This is a genomic window from Cellulophaga omnivescoria (genome assembly GCF_001999725.1).
Lineage (GTDB): Bacteria > Bacteroidota > Bacteroidia > Flavobacteriales > Flavobacteriaceae > Cellulophaga > Cellulophaga omnivescoria.
Genome location: NZ_MDDP01000022.1, coordinates 1 through 17237 on the forward strand (window position 1 = coordinate 1; position 17237 = coordinate 17237).

16 protein-coding genes are annotated in these 17237 nt (G+C 32.0%); 5 read left to right on the forward strand and 11 right to left on the reverse strand.

Annotation, left to right across the window (positions count from 1 at the left end):
- Window positions 1-801: 801 nt before the first annotated feature.
- Window positions 802-1485, reverse strand: a complete 684-nt coding sequence (locus tag BFJ87_RS10715) for a DUF4294 domain-containing protein (RefSeq protein WP_077404066.1) — start codon at window positions 1483-1485, stop codon at window positions 802-804.
- 97 nt (window positions 1486-1582) lie between these two features.
- On the opposite strand from BFJ87_RS10715, the gene BFJ87_RS10720 reads away from it, so the two are divergent.
- On the forward strand, window positions 1583-2671 hold the full coding sequence (locus tag BFJ87_RS10720; protein ID WP_077404069.1) for a M42 family metallopeptidase: 1089 nt from the start codon (window positions 1583-1585) through the stop codon (window positions 2669-2671).
- 52 nt (window positions 2672-2723) lie between these two features.
- Window positions 2724-3272: an NUDIX hydrolase gene (locus BFJ87_RS10725; protein ID WP_077404072.1), complete on the forward strand. Its 549-nt coding sequence runs from the start codon at window positions 2724-2726 to the stop codon at window positions 3270-3272.
- A gap of 132 nt (window positions 3273-3404) precedes the next feature.
- Here the strand turns inward: BFJ87_RS10725 and hisS are convergent, their stop codons facing one another.
- The 6 genes from hisS to rpsF all read right to left on the reverse strand — a co-directional run bounded on the left by hisS (window position 3405) and on the right by rpsF (window position 9774).
- Window positions 3405-4781 carry a histidine--tRNA ligase gene (hisS, locus tag BFJ87_RS10730; RefSeq protein WP_077404075.1) on the reverse strand — a complete coding sequence of 459 codons (1377 nt, stop codon included), beginning with the start codon at window positions 4779-4781 and terminating at the stop codon, window positions 3405-3407.
- 92 nt (window positions 4782-4873) lie between these two features.
- Complete coding sequence (locus tag BFJ87_RS10735) at window positions 4874-5344, reverse strand: DUF6495 family protein (protein WP_077404078.1); 471 nt, start codon at window positions 5342-5344, stop codon at window positions 4874-4876.
- A 67-nt stretch (window positions 5345-5411) separates the two neighbouring features.
- A complete protein-coding gene (locus BFJ87_RS10740; protein WP_077404081.1) occupies window positions 5412-8567 on the reverse strand; it encodes a TonB-dependent receptor in 3156 nt (1051 codons plus the stop codon).
- Between the two features lie 100 nt (window positions 8568-8667).
- Window positions 8668-9120: a 50S ribosomal protein L9 gene (gene rplI, locus BFJ87_RS10745; protein ID WP_077404084.1), complete on the reverse strand. Its 453-nt coding sequence runs from the start codon at window positions 9118-9120 to the stop codon at window positions 8668-8670.
- Window positions 9121-9133: 13 nt separating this feature from the next.
- On the reverse strand, window positions 9134-9433 hold the full coding sequence (rpsR, locus tag BFJ87_RS10750) for a 30S ribosomal protein S18 (RefSeq protein ID WP_170854752.1): 300 nt from the start codon (window positions 9431-9433) through the stop codon (window positions 9134-9136).
- A gap of 2 nt (window positions 9434-9435) precedes the next feature.
- A complete protein-coding gene (rpsF, locus tag BFJ87_RS10755) occupies window positions 9436-9774 on the reverse strand; it encodes a 30S ribosomal protein S6 (protein ID WP_013619894.1) in 339 nt (112 codons plus the stop codon).
- 251 nt (window positions 9775-10025) lie between these two features.
- Between rpsF and BFJ87_RS10760 the strand changes: the two genes are divergently transcribed.
- Window positions 10026-10718, forward strand: a complete 693-nt coding sequence (locus tag BFJ87_RS10760; protein WP_077404087.1) for a LytR/AlgR family response regulator transcription factor — start codon at window positions 10026-10028, stop codon at window positions 10716-10718.
- Between the two features lie 55 nt (window positions 10719-10773).
- Here the strand turns inward: BFJ87_RS10760 and priA are convergent, their stop codons facing one another.
- The 4 genes from priA to nadC are packed head-to-tail and all read right to left on the reverse strand — an operon-like array spanning window position 10774 to window position 15509.
- On the reverse strand, window positions 10774-13230 hold the full coding sequence (priA, locus tag BFJ87_RS10765) for a replication restart helicase PriA (RefSeq protein WP_077404089.1): 2457 nt from the start codon (window positions 13228-13230) through the stop codon (window positions 10774-10776).
- Window positions 13231-13238: 8 nt separating this feature from the next.
- Window positions 13239-13679 (reverse strand): DUF2147 domain-containing protein, encoded by a 441-nt coding sequence (locus BFJ87_RS10770; protein ID WP_077404092.1) that lies wholly within the window; start codon window positions 13677-13679, stop codon window positions 13239-13241.
- Entirely contained in the window at window positions 13666-14652 is a 987-nt protein-coding gene (locus tag BFJ87_RS10775) for a YihY/virulence factor BrkB family protein (protein ID WP_077404095.1), read from the reverse strand. The genes BFJ87_RS10770 and BFJ87_RS10775 overlap by 14 nt, the downstream gene beginning before the upstream one ends.
- Window positions 14652-15509, reverse strand: a complete 858-nt coding sequence (nadC, locus tag BFJ87_RS10780) for a carboxylating nicotinate-nucleotide diphosphorylase (protein ID WP_077404098.1) — start codon at window positions 15507-15509, stop codon at window positions 14652-14654. The genes BFJ87_RS10775 and nadC overlap by 1 nt, the downstream gene beginning before the upstream one ends.
- A gap of 124 nt (window positions 15510-15633) precedes the next feature.
- Between nadC and rlmH the strand changes: the two genes are divergently transcribed.
- Together rlmH and BFJ87_RS10790 are read left to right on the forward strand one after the other, a co-directional pair.
- Complete coding sequence (gene rlmH / locus BFJ87_RS10785; RefSeq protein WP_077404101.1) at window positions 15634-16107, forward strand: 23S rRNA (pseudouridine(1915)-N(3))-methyltransferase RlmH; 474 nt, start codon at window positions 15634-15636, stop codon at window positions 16105-16107.
- Between the two features lie 163 nt (window positions 16108-16270).
- Window positions 16271-17237: PDZ domain-containing protein (locus tag BFJ87_RS10790; protein ID WP_139344235.1), on the forward strand; the 967-nt coding region annotated here is incomplete at its 3' end.

The window sequence follows — 17237 nt, forward strand, 5'->3', positions numbered from 1 at the left end:
GATAAGGAAATTAAAAAATAAGGACACTATCATTTCCTGTGTGAGGGCTGCCGCTTGAGTTCATCCAGAGCCAGGATCGAACTCTACATCGTTGTTTTGTAAATATTCTTAACAACCTAAAATCGTCTAAAACCAAACTCATTCTCTTTTTTAATTCAATAATACTACTAAGTAGCATTATTTTGCTGTCTCTTCAATATGTCAAATGAACTTTTAATTCTTGTAGAAATACTAGACTCGAACTAGCTGATTAACAATATAATCATTCCAAAATTTCTTAACTCTTACCCCCTCTGAAAGCGGTTGCAAATGTAAAACGTTTTTTTAAACTGACAAAATAAAAAATTAAATTATTTTAGTGCTTATTTCTGCTTTTACAACCCTAGCAAATTGGGAATGCAAAAATAGTATTTTTAATTGCTACAAAACAAGCTTTTGTAAACTTATTTTTTAACCTTTTCACAATACTAATTTTACAACCTAATCAATGAACTTTGCTAACTTTATAACTGCTCGTTTGTCCGTTAGCGGCTGCAAATATACTCCCATTTTTGAACACCACAAGCCTTTTTTACATCTTTTTTAAAAGTATTTTTAAAAATACAAATAACTTACTGCAATTCAATTCTTTAAAGCTTAAGTTTTTTTTAGATTTTTTATTAACCCACAACAAACTCCTAAAACCACACCTTAATATATGGTAGTTTGTGTTGAAAGTTTGGGTTATCGATCTGAAAAACTACATTATATATAAAAAGGACAATAAATATAATTTGAATTTTTGAACTAAACAAGAGTTTACTACTCCTTTTTATTAGTTATCCATTTGTTAGTCAGCGTAGTATAATCATAATTTAAAACCGTAGGTTGCTCCTTTAACCTACCTTTTGCAAAAGCTCGCTGCAGAATATCCTCAATTAAATAGTCTTCATGCACGCTTTCTGGATGATACTCTGCCTTAATACTAATTTTAAAAAACTTAGCAGAAGTATTATACCAAAAGGCTCGCCAACCATTTCTTAATTCTTTAACAAGTCCAAAAGCAGTATCTCCTGTTTGCCTATTTATTAGCTTAATGAGTATTTGCCCCTCTGTACGTGTTAACTTTTTTAATCTTTCAGAAAATTGATCTTCTATTTCTTTATGAACTTGCCTGGTGTATTTACGTTTTTTTGACTTCTTCTTAATTTTTTTTAAACTATCATTAAGTACAACCAATTTTTCTGCAGCCATTTTTGCGTAGGGATACACCTTTAATGTTTTTCTCCTTAATATATAGTAGCGTAATTTTTCTTCTTTGGAAGCAAATTTTAATGGTCCAAATACATAAACCTCATTTAAAGATATAGATGTATCATAAACAGAATCACCTTCTATCTTATACAACTCCAAATCTACAGAGTCTTTTTTAACCTCTATTTGCGCCGTACTTGTAAGTGTAAACAACAACGCTATTATTAATGATGTACTTTTTATTAGTTTCATACAATACTTAGTGTTCATATAATTAACGATAAACACGTAACGATATTATTAATTAAATAATGAATATTATTAAATTTGTATTTAAATATATACGTTTATGAGCGCAAAGAAAATTATTACTGAAAAATCTCTTGATTTTTTTGAAAGATACTTAAATAATGCATCACCTACAGGTTATGAGTGGGAAGGGCAGAAAATATGGATGGAGTACTTAAAACCATATGTAGACACATTTATTACGGATACTTACGGCACTGCTGTGGGTGTTATTAATCCGGATGCAAAATATAAGGTAGTTATAGAAGGACACTCTGATGAAATTTCTTGGTATGTAAATTACATTTCAGACAACGGATTACTATATGTAATTAGAAATGGAGGAAGTGACCACCAAATAGCACCATCTAAATGGGTTAACATACATACAAAAAACGGTATTGTTGAAGGTGTTTTTGGATGGCCCGCAATACATACAAGAAATAAAGGAAAAGAAGAAGCTCCTAAATTAGACAATATTTGTATTGATATTGGAGCTAAAGACAAGGCCGAAGTTGAAAAAATGGGCGTACACGTTGGTTGCGTTATTACATACCCAGATACTTTTAAGGTTTTAAACGGAAACAAGTTTGTTTGTAGAGCTATAGACAACAGAGCTGGTGGATTTATGATAGCTGAAGTTGCGCGTTTATTGCACGAAAACAAAGTAGAATTACCTTTTGGCTTATACATTACCAACTCTGTACAAGAGGAAATTGGCCTTAGAGGGGCGGAAATGATTACACAAAGAATTAAACCTAACGTTGCTATTGTTACCGATGTTTGCCACGACACTACCACCCCAATGATTGAGCAAAAGGTACAAGGCTTTACAGAAATTGGCTCTGGACCTGTAATTTCTTATGCACCAGCAGTACAAAACAAACTTAGGGAACGTATAATTGAAACTGCGGAAGCTAATGAAATACCTTTTCAGCGTATGGCAGCATCTAGATCTACTGGTACAGATACAGACGCTTTTGCATATAGCAATGGCGGTGTTGCCTCTGCACTTATATCTTTACCATTACGTTATATGCACACTACGGTAGAAACTGTACATAGAGACGATGTTGTAAATGTGATACGCTTGATTTACGAAACACTATTAAATATTAAAAACGGAGAAACTTTTAGTTACTTTGATTAACTATACTTGGCCTCTTTTATTTTAGAAGAGGCTTTTTTTTTACTTTTATAATATGGATGAGCTTATAGATCTTTTAGATAGCAACGGTAATTTTACCGGTAAAACAGCTTTAAAATCTGATGCTCATAAAAATGGTTGGTTTCACCAAACAGTACATATTTGGTTTTATACTGATAAAAAGCAAATTTTACTACAACAGCGTGCAAAAAGTAAAGACACATTCCCTCTATTATGGGATGTTTCTGTTGCCGGACATATTGGAGCTGGAGAAGACATTATTAATTCTGCTTTAAGAGAAATTGAAGAAGAAATTGGAATTACCATTCAACAAGCAGATTTACAAAAAATTGGTTGCTTTAAATCTATCCAAAAACATACCAATTACTTAATTGACTGTGAATTTCACCACACCTTTATCTGTGAATTAAATACAGAGTTTAATCTCCTTAAAAAACAAGATATTGAGGTTGAAGACTTACAACTTAAACTTATTTCTGATTTTAAAATAGAATTAAACAATAGTGAAACGAAGAAACTTTATGTTCCACACAGTAAAAAGTATTACAATACAATTATAGAAGCAATAGAAAAGGTTATATAATTTTAAAACAGCTGTATTTTCTTGCGGTTCAAAGATGATATTATTTTTTTCTGATAAAAAGAAATGAATTAAAAAAAACCGCTACACAATATTATTGCACAGCAGTTTTTTACTAAAAATTTAATGTATAACTTATAACGAGACTAAAAACTCTGATACATTTGACAACTTATAAGTTTGCTGATCTCCTTTTTCCATATTTTTCACAACAAAATCGCCATTAAGTAACTCTTGTTCCCCTATTAAAACAACATAAGGAACATTACGCTTATTAGCATATTTCATTTGTTTTTGCATTTTTACAGCTGAAGGATACACATCTGCTTTTACTCCGTTTTTACGTAACTCTGTAACCAATTCTAAAGCCGCAAAAGCTTCTTTATCTCCAAAATTAACACAAAGAACTTCTAAAGACTTGTTTATTTCTTCAGGAAAAAGATTTAGCTCTTCTAAAACCAAATAAATTCTATCTAACCCAAAAGAGATACCTACACCACTAACATCTTTTAATCCAAAAATCCCTGTTAAATCATCATAACGTCCACCACCACCGATAGAGCCCATTTTTACTCCGCTTGGTGCAGCAACCTCAAAAATAGCGCCTGTATAATAGTTAAGTCCGCGAGCCAAAGTAACATCTATAGTAAGATTAGCAGATTGTAAACCTAATTTTTCTACCGCATTAATAATAAAAGTAAGCTCTTCTACTCCTTTTTTACCTTCTTCTGAGTCCTTAAGCAATTCTGCCAAAACTTGCAATTGCTCTGTATTAGAACCAGATAATGAAAATAAAGGTGTTGCTTTTTTAATTGCATCTTCAGAAATACCCTTTTCTAGCATTTCTTTAGTTACTCCCTCTACTCCTATTTTATCTAACTTATCTAAGGCGACAGTAAAATCTATTAAGCGCTCTTTTGCACCTATAACCTCTGCTATACCTGCAAGAATTTTACGATTGTTTAATTTAATTGTTGTTCCTACAAGTTCTAACTCTGTAAAAACAGCATCATACAATTGCACCAATTCTATTTCCTGTAACAGGGAGTCCGACCCAACAACATCTGCATCACACTGATAAAATTCTCTAAACCTGCCCTTTTGCGGCCTATCTGCTCTCCAAACAGGCTGTATTTGATATCTTTTAAAAGGAAAATCAATTTCGTTTTGGTGCATTACCACGTAACGTGCAAAAGGTACGGTAAGGTCATAACGCAATGCTTTTTCTGAAATTTTTGTAGTTAATGATCCCGAGTCCTTCTTTTGGTATAGTTCATCATTAACTTTATTTAAATAATCTCCTGAGTTTAATATTTTAAATATTAAGCGATCACCTTCATCACCATATTTACCCATTAAGGTTTGTGAATTTTCAAAAGAAGGTGTTTCTATAGGCTGAAAACCAAATGTCTGAAAATGTTTCTTTACAATATCAAAAATGTAATTTCTTTTTGCTATTTCAGACGGTGAAAAATCTCTTGTCCCCTTTGGTATTGATGGTTTTTGTGCCATAACTGTTAAAAATGTATAGAATGATAAATCATTCTTTATGCCTTTATAAAGGCTATTAATATTGTTTTATATGTAACTTACTTATTAGCAGTTTAACTAATAATATTATCAAACCACTTGTACAAATCTCCTTTAGTAATTACCGCTCCTTGCTTAATTAAATTAAACTTATCTAAATTTTTATCATCAGTATAAATTTTAGAAGCCGTTAAATACTCTACAAAGTCTGACTGCCAGTTTTTCTTAAACCAAGCAAACCCAACACTTGTTGTTAAATCTACATCAGGATTCATTACTTTAACAGAAAGCAGTTTCATTTCTTTTTCTTCTAAATGAAACAAATGCATTTGTTGTGCAGATACATTTTCTAAATACTCTACTTTAGTTAATACACCTTCCCAAATTAAATCACTAAAAACATCTAACTCCTCTTCTGCAACTTCTGGTTTATCTTTTTTAATAGTTTCCCATTCTTCTGCAGTAATTGTTTGCGATGCTAAAAAATTTACAAACTCTGGTTGCAATTCTTCTAGTTGTTGTTTTGTTAGTCTTGCATATTTCATTTTGCAAAAATAAAAAAAGGCTATGCATAAGCATAACCTTTTAATAATTAAAATTATTTATTTTTTACTAGAAAATAAAGCGCAAACCAAATTGTGCTTGCCATCTAGATAACAAACTTGCATCATACCCATTTGTTCTAGTTAAACTAGGATCAAAAGTGTAGGTAGGTGCCTGTGTACGGTCTGCCTCATAAACATCTGGGGCTGGATTAGCATCTGGGAAGCTAACTCCCACCGGACTAATATTATTTGGCTGGCGTACAATACCCCAATCAGAACTAATTAAGTTTCCAACATTTAGGACATCAATACTAAATTGTATTTTGTTATTGTTAGCAAACTTATAATCTTGTAAAAATTTAAGATCCCAACGACCTCTCCAAGGAGCTAAAGCACCGTAGCGCTCCATAAACTCTCCTCGGTTATCTTTTAAATAATCATCTTGCTGAATATATGCTTCAAAAGCTTCTGCTTGGCCTGCCCCTGAAAATTGCATTTGAGAAATTTCTACCTCAGTAGGAATGTATAATAAATCGTTATTTTGACCAGATCCATCACCATTAATATCACCAGCATATGTATAATTATACCTTGCACCTTTAGCATACTCAAAGAAAGTAGAAATTGTTGTATTCCATTTTCCTTGTCCGTACTCAAAGTTTTTGGATAGAACACCAATAAAACGGTGTGTATCTCCGTATTTAGAATAACTTAAAACGTCTGCATTTGCATTACCTGCATTTGGATTAAACTCAAAAGCATCACCAGTAATTTCCGCTTCAATAGAGTTTACATCTTTAGCATTTAAATAGCTATAAGCAGCCATTACGTACAAGCCATTATCAAAAGTCTTTTGTCCTTTGGCTGAAACATTAAATACTCTTCCTTTGTCAGAATTAGTAAATACATAAGCATTGTTACCCGTATCACCAGATAAGTAAACTGGTCTATCTCCTCCAGGACCAACCAATGTACCTGTAGGCTCTCTTAATCCCCAGTTTTGTACGTGAGCAGCGTTTAAATCCTTAGTATAAGAAACATCTAACGTACCAATAATACCATTTTCAAACTTTTTATCTAAGCCTAAATTAGTTCTCCATACTTGTGGAAATTTAAAATCTGGATCTACAGTTTGGTAATAAAACACATCTACACCTTGCACTTGGTTACCCAACCATACAAATGGCAATCTACCAGTAAACAAACCAGTACCACCACGTACTTGTAAAGAATTATCTCCTTTTGCATCCCAATTAAAACCTACTCTTGGAGAAATTAACCATTGGTTACTTGGTAATTTTTCAGAATCTATAAATACCTCTTCTCCCGTTTCTGGATTATAATAAGGTATACTTGGCACATATGTACCTTTCCTTGCTATATTCTCACGAATTTTATCTGCCGTATCAAAAAACAAAGGCTTATCAAAACGAACTCCATAAGTTAATTTAAAATCTTCTGTAGCATTCCACTCATCTTGCACATAAAATGCCATTTGCCCAACACTAGTTTCTGCCAAACTCCAAGTATCATTAGTATTATTTGCTGCATTAATACCTTCAGCATTTGTAATAGCATCAGAAATTAACCCATTATCTACTGCTGTTTGAAAATCTGCTAAACTACCAAATGCACCAAAAGCTCCTACGTAACCTCTTGCATCTGCATAACCATATGAACCCAGGTTAAATGAGTTTTTAAAATCAAATTTTTCAAAAGAGAAACCAATTGTATATGTATGATCTCCTTTAAAAATATTGGTATTGTTAGAAAACTGAAAAACCTTTTGATCTAATGTGTTATTAATTGAAAAAGGCTCATGACCTACAACAATATAATTAGACCCATTACCATCCTGTATAGTCATTGCAGGAATTGGAGAAGATAAAGCATCTCTAAAATCATCAAAATGAGAATAACCAACTTGCAATTTATTTGTCATAGTTTCAGACAATGTAGAATTTAATTCTATCTGAAAAGATTTTAAATTGTTATTAATTTCATATCCAGAGTTCTCAAATTGTAAAGTTGTAAAATTTGGTCCTCTTTGTCTAATAGCCGTAGGGTGAGCTGGTTTTTCTTTAGAAGAATTTAAAAAGTTATAAATAACAGCCAATCTGTTATTATCATTAATATTCCAATCTAACTTAAAGATACCTTTAGTAGACTCTCCGCCGTAAGTAAAACCTTCATAACGACCAGTATCATAACCAATACCTGCTAAGGCAGACTGTACAGCCATTAAATCGCTTTCTAAAACTCTAGACTCACCTATACTACCAGAGCCCGTATTAGGCACCCATCCATTTGTCCCTAAATCATCTCTTTCCTCTTTTTCAAAATTAGCAAAGAAAAATAATTTATTTTTAACAATTGGCCCACCAATACTTACACCATATTGATTTTGAGTTAATTTAGGCTTAATTACATCTTCTCCTTTAACCTTACCGCCTGTTAAGTCTTCATTTCTAAAAAAACCATAAACAGTACCATGAAATTCATTAGTACCACTTTTTGTAACCGCATTTACAGATGCTCCAGTAAAACCAGACAATGTAACATCATAAGGAGCTGTACTTACTTGTATTTGCTCTATAGCATCTAAAGAAATAGGTTGCGAACCTGTTTGCCCGCCTGGTGTTGGAGAATCTAACCCAAAAGGATTATTAAAAATTGCACCATCTAAAGAAAAATTATTAAACTGATCATTACGACCTCCAAAAGAATCACCACTTGCCGTAGGCTCTAGCCTTGTAAAGTCTTGTGCAGATCTAGAAATTGTAGGCAATTTAGTTAGTTCTCTACTACCCACACTTGTTTCTGCCCCTGTACGCCCACTACCAAATGTACCACTTTGGTCTTGAACCAAAATAATTTCATCTAACATTTGACTAGATTCTGTTAGAGTTACATTAAAATTAAAAGTTTTACCTAAAGTAAGGTAAACATCGTTCTTAACTTGGTTTTCAAAACCTACATAAGAAACTGTAATTACATAAGGACCACCAACCCTCATATTTAAAAGGTTATACCTACCTTCATCATTAGTAATACCGCCGTATTTAGTACCTGTTGGTGTATGCACAGCAATAACATTTGCCCCCATAAGCGGCATTGCCTGATCGTCTACAACCAAACCTTTAATGTTTGAGGTTGTTACCTGAGCGCTAACCGACAGGGAAACAAACAAAAACGATAAGCAAAAAAATAAATAGTTTTTCATATTGTTCTAAGTTAGTTATTTTTAGATATGCTAAATTTAGAACAAAAAAAAAGAGTTATGCGTGCATAACTCTTTTTTCTATTAACATTATATTAACTATTTATTTAGCTTCAGCTACAACTTCAAAAGGAAATTCTACAATTACCTCTCTGTGTAGTCTAATCTGAGCATTGTAAGGCCCAGTTCTTTTAACAGAACCACCTTTAATAGAAATATATTTTTTGTCTATTGATTGACCAGCTTTTTCTATAGCTGCAGCTAAATCTATATTAGAAATAGAACCAAATAATTTAGTTCCAACACCAACTTTAGCAGGTATTTTAATTTCTAATTGCTTTAATGCTTCAGCAGTTTTATTAGCTTCATCAACAATTTTCTTTTCTTTATGAGCTCTTTGCTTTAAGTTTTCTGCTAAAACCTTCTTTGCAGATGGTGTAGCAAGAGCAGCTAATCCTTGAGGAATAAGAAAGTTTCTTCCGTAGCCGTTTTTAACTTCTACTACGTCATCCTTAAAACCTAAATTCTGTACGTCTTGTTTTAATATAAGTTCCATTGTTTAGCTTTTTTTATTTTAATAAATCGCCAACATATGGCATTAATGCTAAATGACGCGCTCTTTTAACAGCAACAGCCACTTTTCTTTGATATTTTAATGAAGTTCCAGTAAGTCTTCTTGGAAGTAATTTACCTTGCTCATTAACTAACTTAATTAAGAAATCTGGATCTTTATAATCTACATACTTAATACCAGATTTTTTAAATCTACAGTATTTTTTCTGTTTGTTAGTCTCAATGTTTAACGGAGTTAAATATCTAATTTCTCCGTCTTTTTTTCCTTTTGCTTGTTGTTCAATAGCTGACATAATCCTTAAGCTTTAGTTTTTAATTTTGTTCTTCTTCTCTCTGCCCAAGAAATAGCGTGCTTGTCTAGCTTTACAGTTAAGAAACGCATAACACGTTCATCTCTTCTAAATTCTAGCTCGTAACCATTGATTACATCACCAGGTGCAGTAAATTCAAACAAATGGTAAAAACCACTTTTTTTGTGTTGAATAGGATAGGCCAATTTTTTAAGTCCCCAATTTTCTTTGGCAACCATTTTGGAACCTTTTTTAATTAAGAAATCTTCAAATTTCTTAACTGTTTCCTCTATCTGTACATCAGATAGAACGGGATTCAGAATGAAAACAGTTTCGTAATGATTCATATTATATATATTTTTTTCAGTCCGCAAAAGTAATTATTTTTTTCTATTCTCACAAGAAAAGCTAGAAATCTTCGTTCTATATAAAAATAGTTATTAACAAACCCCAATTTTCTAACCAAACCCAAATGAAATCCATAACTCGTTAAATGCTAATTACACAACAGATTAATGCATGTTCACATCTTTTCTTGCAATTCATCTGACAATTTTAGTACTTTAGCCGAGATTTAACCCCACAAATCAACTTATTTATGAAACTAAGATGTATAATTGTAGATGATTCTTCTATGCAACGTATGGCCGTGGCAAAGTTGGTTAACAATCATCCAAACCTAGCAATGGTGGCTGAGTACAGCAATGCTATTGAAGCCAAGAACGGACTTAAGAACAACGAAGTTGATCTTATTTTCCTAGACGTAGAAATGCCAATCATTAACGGATTTGACTTATTAGAGTCTCTAGAAAATCCGCCACAAGTTATACTTATAACTGGAAAACCTGATTACGCATTAAAAGCTTTTGATTATGACGTAACAGATTATTTACACAAACCAATTACAATGAGTAGGTTTGACGCCTCTGTTAAAAGAGCTGTTGCTAAGTATGAGCAAATGCACAGAGTACAAGAAGATGAAGAACATATTTTTGTAAAAAGTAATCTTAAAAAACGTAAGGTTATTTTAAATGATATTAAATGGATAGAAGCCTTAGGTGATTATATTAAACTTGTTACAGACGAGGCCAATATTGTAATTTTATCTACAATGAAATCCTTTGAAAAGCAGTTGCCTGAAGATAAGTTTTTAAGAATACATAAATCTTACATAGTTAACTTAGAAAAGGTTGAAAAATTTAATAGCAAAAACGTAGAAGTTGATGGAAGACAAATACCTTTAAGTAGAAATAAAAAAACGGAGCTTGCTGAAGCGCTAAGCAACGTTTAAAAATTATACATTATAAAAAAGCCGACTTAATAGTCGGCTTTTTTTTGCTATTTTTTTAAATATAATCTACATTATAAATTACCCTTACACCTTTAAATTGACCAATTGCATTAAAAGATTTTTCAATTTTTTTTATGTAATCTTTTGTTTTACCTAAAGGCTGCTCTTTTTTTATTTTTAAAACAACATTTTTTAAATACAAGTTTCTTATTCTGGCCACAGCAGGGAATTCTGGTCCCAAGACATCATCCTTAAAAGCTACGCGCAAGGATTTTGCAAACCAGGCAGAAGCATCTTCCACCTTACCATAATCTCTGTGTTTAAATGTTATTTTTAATATCCTATGCAAAGGCGGATACTTAAACAACCTACGCTCATTAATTTGGTCTGTGTACATTGCCTCATAATCATTAGTAGATACTTGTTGCAATATTTGATGATAAGGGTTGTACGTTTGTATTAATACCTTACCTCTTTTTTGAGCCCTACCTGCCCTACCAGAAACTTGCGCTAATAGTTGATAACTACGTTCATGTGCTCTAAAATCTGGAAAATTTAATAGGTTATCTGCATTCATAATACCTACCAAACTTACATTACCAAAATCTAATCCTTTAGTTAGCATTTGAGTACCCACTAAAACATCTAACTCGTGTTTTTCAAAAGAAGTAATTATTTTCTCGTACGCATGTTTACCCCTAGTTGTATCTAAATCCATACGGCCAATTCGCAGGTTTGGCATTAGCTCTTGCAGTTCTTGCTCTACCTGCTCTGTACCAAAACCCTTGGTATTTAAGGTAGACATACCACAAGCCAAACAACTTTTTTGTAAAGCCATGTGATAACTACAGTAATGACAACGCATTTGTTTTTTGTATTGATGATAGGTTAAACTTACATCACAATTTGGGCATTGTGGTGAGTGGCCACAAGTTGTACATTCTACTATTGGTGCATACCCTCTGCGGTTTTGAAACAAAATTACTTGTTCTTTCTCTTGTACTGCTTCTGTAATACCGCGTAATAACCGTTCTGAAAAATGACCTTTCATACGTTTTTTACGCGTTAGCTCTTTTATATCTACCAACTCTACTTCTGGCATTAGTACATTACCATACCTACGCGTTATTTGTGCATAGCCATATTTTTTCTGCTTAACATTGTAATACGTTTCTATACTTGGCGTAGCAGAACCTAAAAGAATATTGCAATTACTAAAATTTGCTAAAACAATTGCGCTATCTCTGGCGTGGTACCTTGGTGCCGGATCATACTGCTTAAAAGACGCCTCATGCTCTTCATCTACAATTATTAACCCTAGGTTAGAAAATGGTAAAAACAACGCTGACCTTGCTCCTATTACAATTTGAGCCTTAGACTTGTTTGCTAAAACATTGTTCCAAACCTCAACCCTTTCATTTACTGTATACTTAGAATGAAAAACAGCAACATATTCACCAAAGTAGTTTTGTAGCCTTGCAATTAATTGTGTTGTTAACGCTATTTCTGGTAATAAATACAATGCCTGTTGCCCTTTAGCCAAGTAATCTGCTATTAATTGCACGTATACCTCTGTTTTACCCGAAGAAGTAACGCCATGTAATAAGGTAACCTTATTTTCTTTAAAACTAGATTTAATTGCCTGTAAAGCATTAGCCTGGTACTGATTGAGCTCTTTTAGTTGTTTTGTTTTTTTTGTAGAATCAAAAACAACCCTATCTGTTCGTACAAAAAACTCTTCTAAAATTTCTTTATCTATTAAAGCCTTAATTATAGCTACGGAAGATTTGCTTTTTTCCTCTAACTCTTTTACTGTTATTTTTTTATGATTAGTTCCTTGTAATTGAAATAATGATAAAATTACATTACTTTGTTTTGGTGCTCTAGAGAGCGAGTCTAACAAAGCACTTAATTCTTCTTCGGTTTGGTACTTTGGTCCCAACTTAACATACCTTACCAGTTTGGGCTTGTATTGTTGGTAAACTTCTTCCTTAGTTAAAATTACATTTTTATCTAACAGACGTTTTAAAATAGGTAGCACGTTTTTTTTATCTACTATAGCTGCAATTTCTTGCACCTTTAACATAGACTGGCGCTCTAATGCTTCAAACACTAAAAACTCTTCATCTGTTAGTGTATTTTCATCTACGGTAGTCTCAGAATTTTTTAGTATTAGAGTTTCACTCTCCAATAAAAAGGCCCCCGGAACTGCGCTCCTAAAAACTTCACCTATAGAACACATATAGTACTTAGCTACCCAAGACCAATGTTTAATTTGTAACTCTGTAACTATGGGCTCATCATCTAGTATTTGATGAATATCTTTGGCCTCATATAAAGTTGGTGCTGTACCGTGTATTTCTGCAACTAATGCTGTATGTATTTTAGATTTGCCAAAGGGTACGGCAACGCGCATACCCACTTTTAAAAAATTGGCTTCTGCCCTTGTTACACTATACGTAAATAGTTTTTCTAAGGGAATTGGTAATATTACATTTATAAAATGCTGCATAAAGTAGGTTACTCCTTAACACGTATCCAAGTTTGAGTTCTGTAAATAAATGCTAAGTAACCACGAACTTTTAGCTTATCTGGATCTTCTGGATCTAACCAAATTTTACATCTAAAAGTCATTGCTTGTTCTGGATCAAAAAGATGTTTTCCTTTGTATTCGTTTTTGTCTGTTTTTTCTGCATTTTTAATAATATGCAAGCCTAAAATTGGAGCATTTTTTAAATCGCCCTCACATTTTTCACAAACGGCATCTCTACGTTTTGGATCTACAATCTTAATTATTTTCCCATACATTTTGCCGTTTTTCTCATAAACGTCAATTATAGCTTTTTCTTTTCCGTTTCTATCATCAATAGTTTTCCACTTTCCAAAAACAGATTGTGCTACACTTATATTAGCGATAAAAAATAAGATTGCAATGGTAAATAGTGTTTTATTCTTCTTCATTTTGTATAATTTTTTTCTTTAATGAATTTAATGTTGCATTTAGCTCAAACCCTAGTAAAAGGATGTTGGCATTTAACCAAATATAAACCATCAGAATTAATAATCCGCCTAAAGCACCATACAATTCATTGTACCTTGCAAATTTATCTACGTAAACTCCAAACAAGTAAGAAGTTAGCACAAATAAAATTGTTGTCATTAATGAGCCTGATGAAAAAAACTTTGTTTTTTTGCCTTCTGCCGTACCAAAATAGTACAAAATTGAAATTGATAGGTAAGACAAAAATGTAAAATAAACTATTTTAGCTATCTCGGTAGTCCAAATATCTGTCTCTTCTAATCCTGTGCCAAAATAAACCTGGGTGGTGTCTGATATATTTTCTATCACATAAATCTCAAAATACATATACACAATAGCACTAACTATTATTAATATAGACAGCAATAAACCTACCATTAAAGCATACAAATATTGTCTTATAAAATGACGATTTAAACTTATATGGTAAGAATTCTCAAAACCACTAAAAATAGCATTAACTCCGTTTGCTATTAAAAATATAGACAAAACAAATGTAGATGATAATAAACCTCCACGCTTTTGACTCATTATTTCATCGTAAATCTGATCAAAAAAATAGTCGTTTATAGCATTTGGTAATACATACTCTAAGTATGCAATAAACTCTGTATTTAAGTTAGTATCTGGGTTACCAGAATCTACATAAGGTATTAAAAACGGTATTAGTGTTACCAAAAATATTAATAATGGGAACAATGCCATAAACAAACTAAATGCAATGGCACTGGCTCGTGTAGATAAGGTTCCTTTTAAAATTCCATTAAGGTAAAGCTCTAATAAATCATACAAAGACAAACCTACAAAGGCTGGCAAAGTAACTTTTTTTAATAGTGCTACTATCCAGTTTATTACTGGTATTTTTGCTAGTTTTTCTTCAATTTCTACCGACATTAAACTGCTTTAAGGCTTAAATCCATATTATAAACAGAGTGTGTAAGTGCGCCAGAAGAAATATAATTTACACCGCATTCTGCATATTCTCTAATAGTATTTTCATTAATACCACCACTAGATTCTGTTAAACATTTGTCTCCAATTAATGCAACAGCAGTTTTTGTATCCTGGTAATTAAAATTATCTATAAGGATACGGTACACACCATCTGTCTTTAAAATTTCTTTAATTTCATCAAGATTTCTAGCTTCAACTATAATTTTTAAGTCTCTGCCTGTTTCTTTTAAGTATTCTTTTGTTTTTTCTATGGCTTTGGTTACACCACCTGCAAAATCTATATGGTTATCTTTTAGCATAATCATATCATACAAAGCAAACCTGTGGTTTTCTCCTCCACCTATCTTTACAGCCCATTTTTCTGCTGCACGCAAACCTGGTGTAGTTTTACGAGTATCTAATATCTTAGTATTTGTACCTTCTAATAATTTTACAAAAAAGTTTGTTTTAGTAGCAATAGCACTCATACGCTGCATAGCGTTTAACACCAATCGTTCTGCTTTTAAAATACTTTGTGAGCTGCCCGTTACATAAAAAACAATATCTCCGTGTTTTACAGTTTCACCATCATTAATAAGTGTTTCTACCTGTAAACCCTTGTCTACATATGCAAAAACTTGTTTAGCAAATTCTACACCTGCAATAATACCATTGTCTTTAACCAGTAATTTTGCTTTACCAGTTGCTGTTGCAGGTATACAAGCCAAAGAACTATGGTCGCCATCTCCAACGTCTTCACGTATTGCATTACTAATAATTAGGTCTATTTCTTTCTGAAACTGCTCTTCTGAAATCATTAATTTGTTTTTGTTTTGTGCTAATTTACTAAATTGTTTTATTAAACTTTAACTGTTTTTTTGATTATCTACATAATGCAGTTGTTATCTAATAATTTTTAAAAATTGACATTATATTTGTGGTATGACTATTAAGCTACTAGCCATTGGCAAAACCGATAATAAAAATTTACAAGCTTTAATTGCTGAATATGAAAAGCGATTAGGGCATTATATTAAGTTTAATTTAGACATTATACCAGATATAAAGAATGTAAAAAACCTGTCTGAAGCACAACAAAAAGAAAAGGAAGGCGAGCTTATTTTAAAAAAGTTGAGTCCTACAGACGTGCTTGTACTTTTAGATGAAAACGGAAAACAATTTACTTCTGTAGATTTTTCTGATTACTTACAAAAGAAAATGAATGCAGGAATTAAACAATTGGTTTTTGTTATTGGAGGTCCTTATGGTTTTAGTGATGCAATTTACGCTACTGCTAAAGGAAAAATTAGTCTTTCTAAAATGACATTCTCTCACCAAATGGTACGTTTGTTTGTGGTTGAACAAATTTACAGAGGGTTTACTATTCTACGTAACGAGCCTTATCATCATCGGTAAAATTAGCTTTAACTAATATTTGAAAACAAAACTCCTTTACATACTATTATTTAGTTTTTCTACCTCTTTATTTTCTCAAAATATAGTACATACACTTCCTTTTAAATTAGTTAAAAACAGAATATTTATAAAAGGTAAAATAAATAACAACCCTTGTTATTTTATGTACGACACCGGATCTAGTGGTTTTAATATTGATTATCTGTTTGCTAAAAAAAACAACATAAATTTAATTAAAAAAGATGTATTAGTCTCTCTAGGAGATACATTTAATTACTATTTAAAAAAAGAAGATAACATAAGAAGTGTATTAGTTAACGAGTACGATTTTAATGCTTTTCATAAAGCAACCATTAACCTAGACTTTTTTAGACAATTTAATGTAAAAGTTGATTACCATAAAAAGCAAATAACATTAAGCAATAATGAAGAGCAGATTTTAGAACAAAGTAATAGTATCCTATTATCAAAAAACAAAGACAATTTATACCTGTACGGGTTTTATGAAATTTACGGTACAGTTACAATTGGTGACACAGTTATACCTGGCTACTTTATGGTAGATACAGGAAATGGCAGATATGTTACGCTGTTAAACTACCCAAACAATAATTTAAACGAATTGAAAAAAAGTATTAGAGACAATTTTAGTTATGTTGACGTAAGTATGCCAACAGCACATACTTCTGGTTTAAACAATACACTTATAACCAATAAAACTAAAGTACTAATTGGGAATAAAACGTACAATGGTGTGCTAGTAGATATTGCAAATACAACACTAAACAATTTTCCTAACAACAAGTTTATTGGTTTTATAGGAGGCGGAATGCTAAAACACTTTACCATTTACAGTAACCAGAACAAGCTAATACTAGAACAATCTAGAGATAAAGTTAAGGTAGCGCCTGAGTTAATTACTGATGGCTTTAAAATTATAAAAAGAGGTGAAAAAGCATTTGTGAGCACCACTTTTATCAATAAAACTACTACCGCAAAAGTTTCTTTAAATGATCAGATATTAGAAATAAATAACACTCCTGTTAAAGATTTGAGCAACACAGAAATAGAACAACTAAAAACAAAACTAGGGAATGTTATTACTTATAAATTAAAAAAGAAAAAGAACA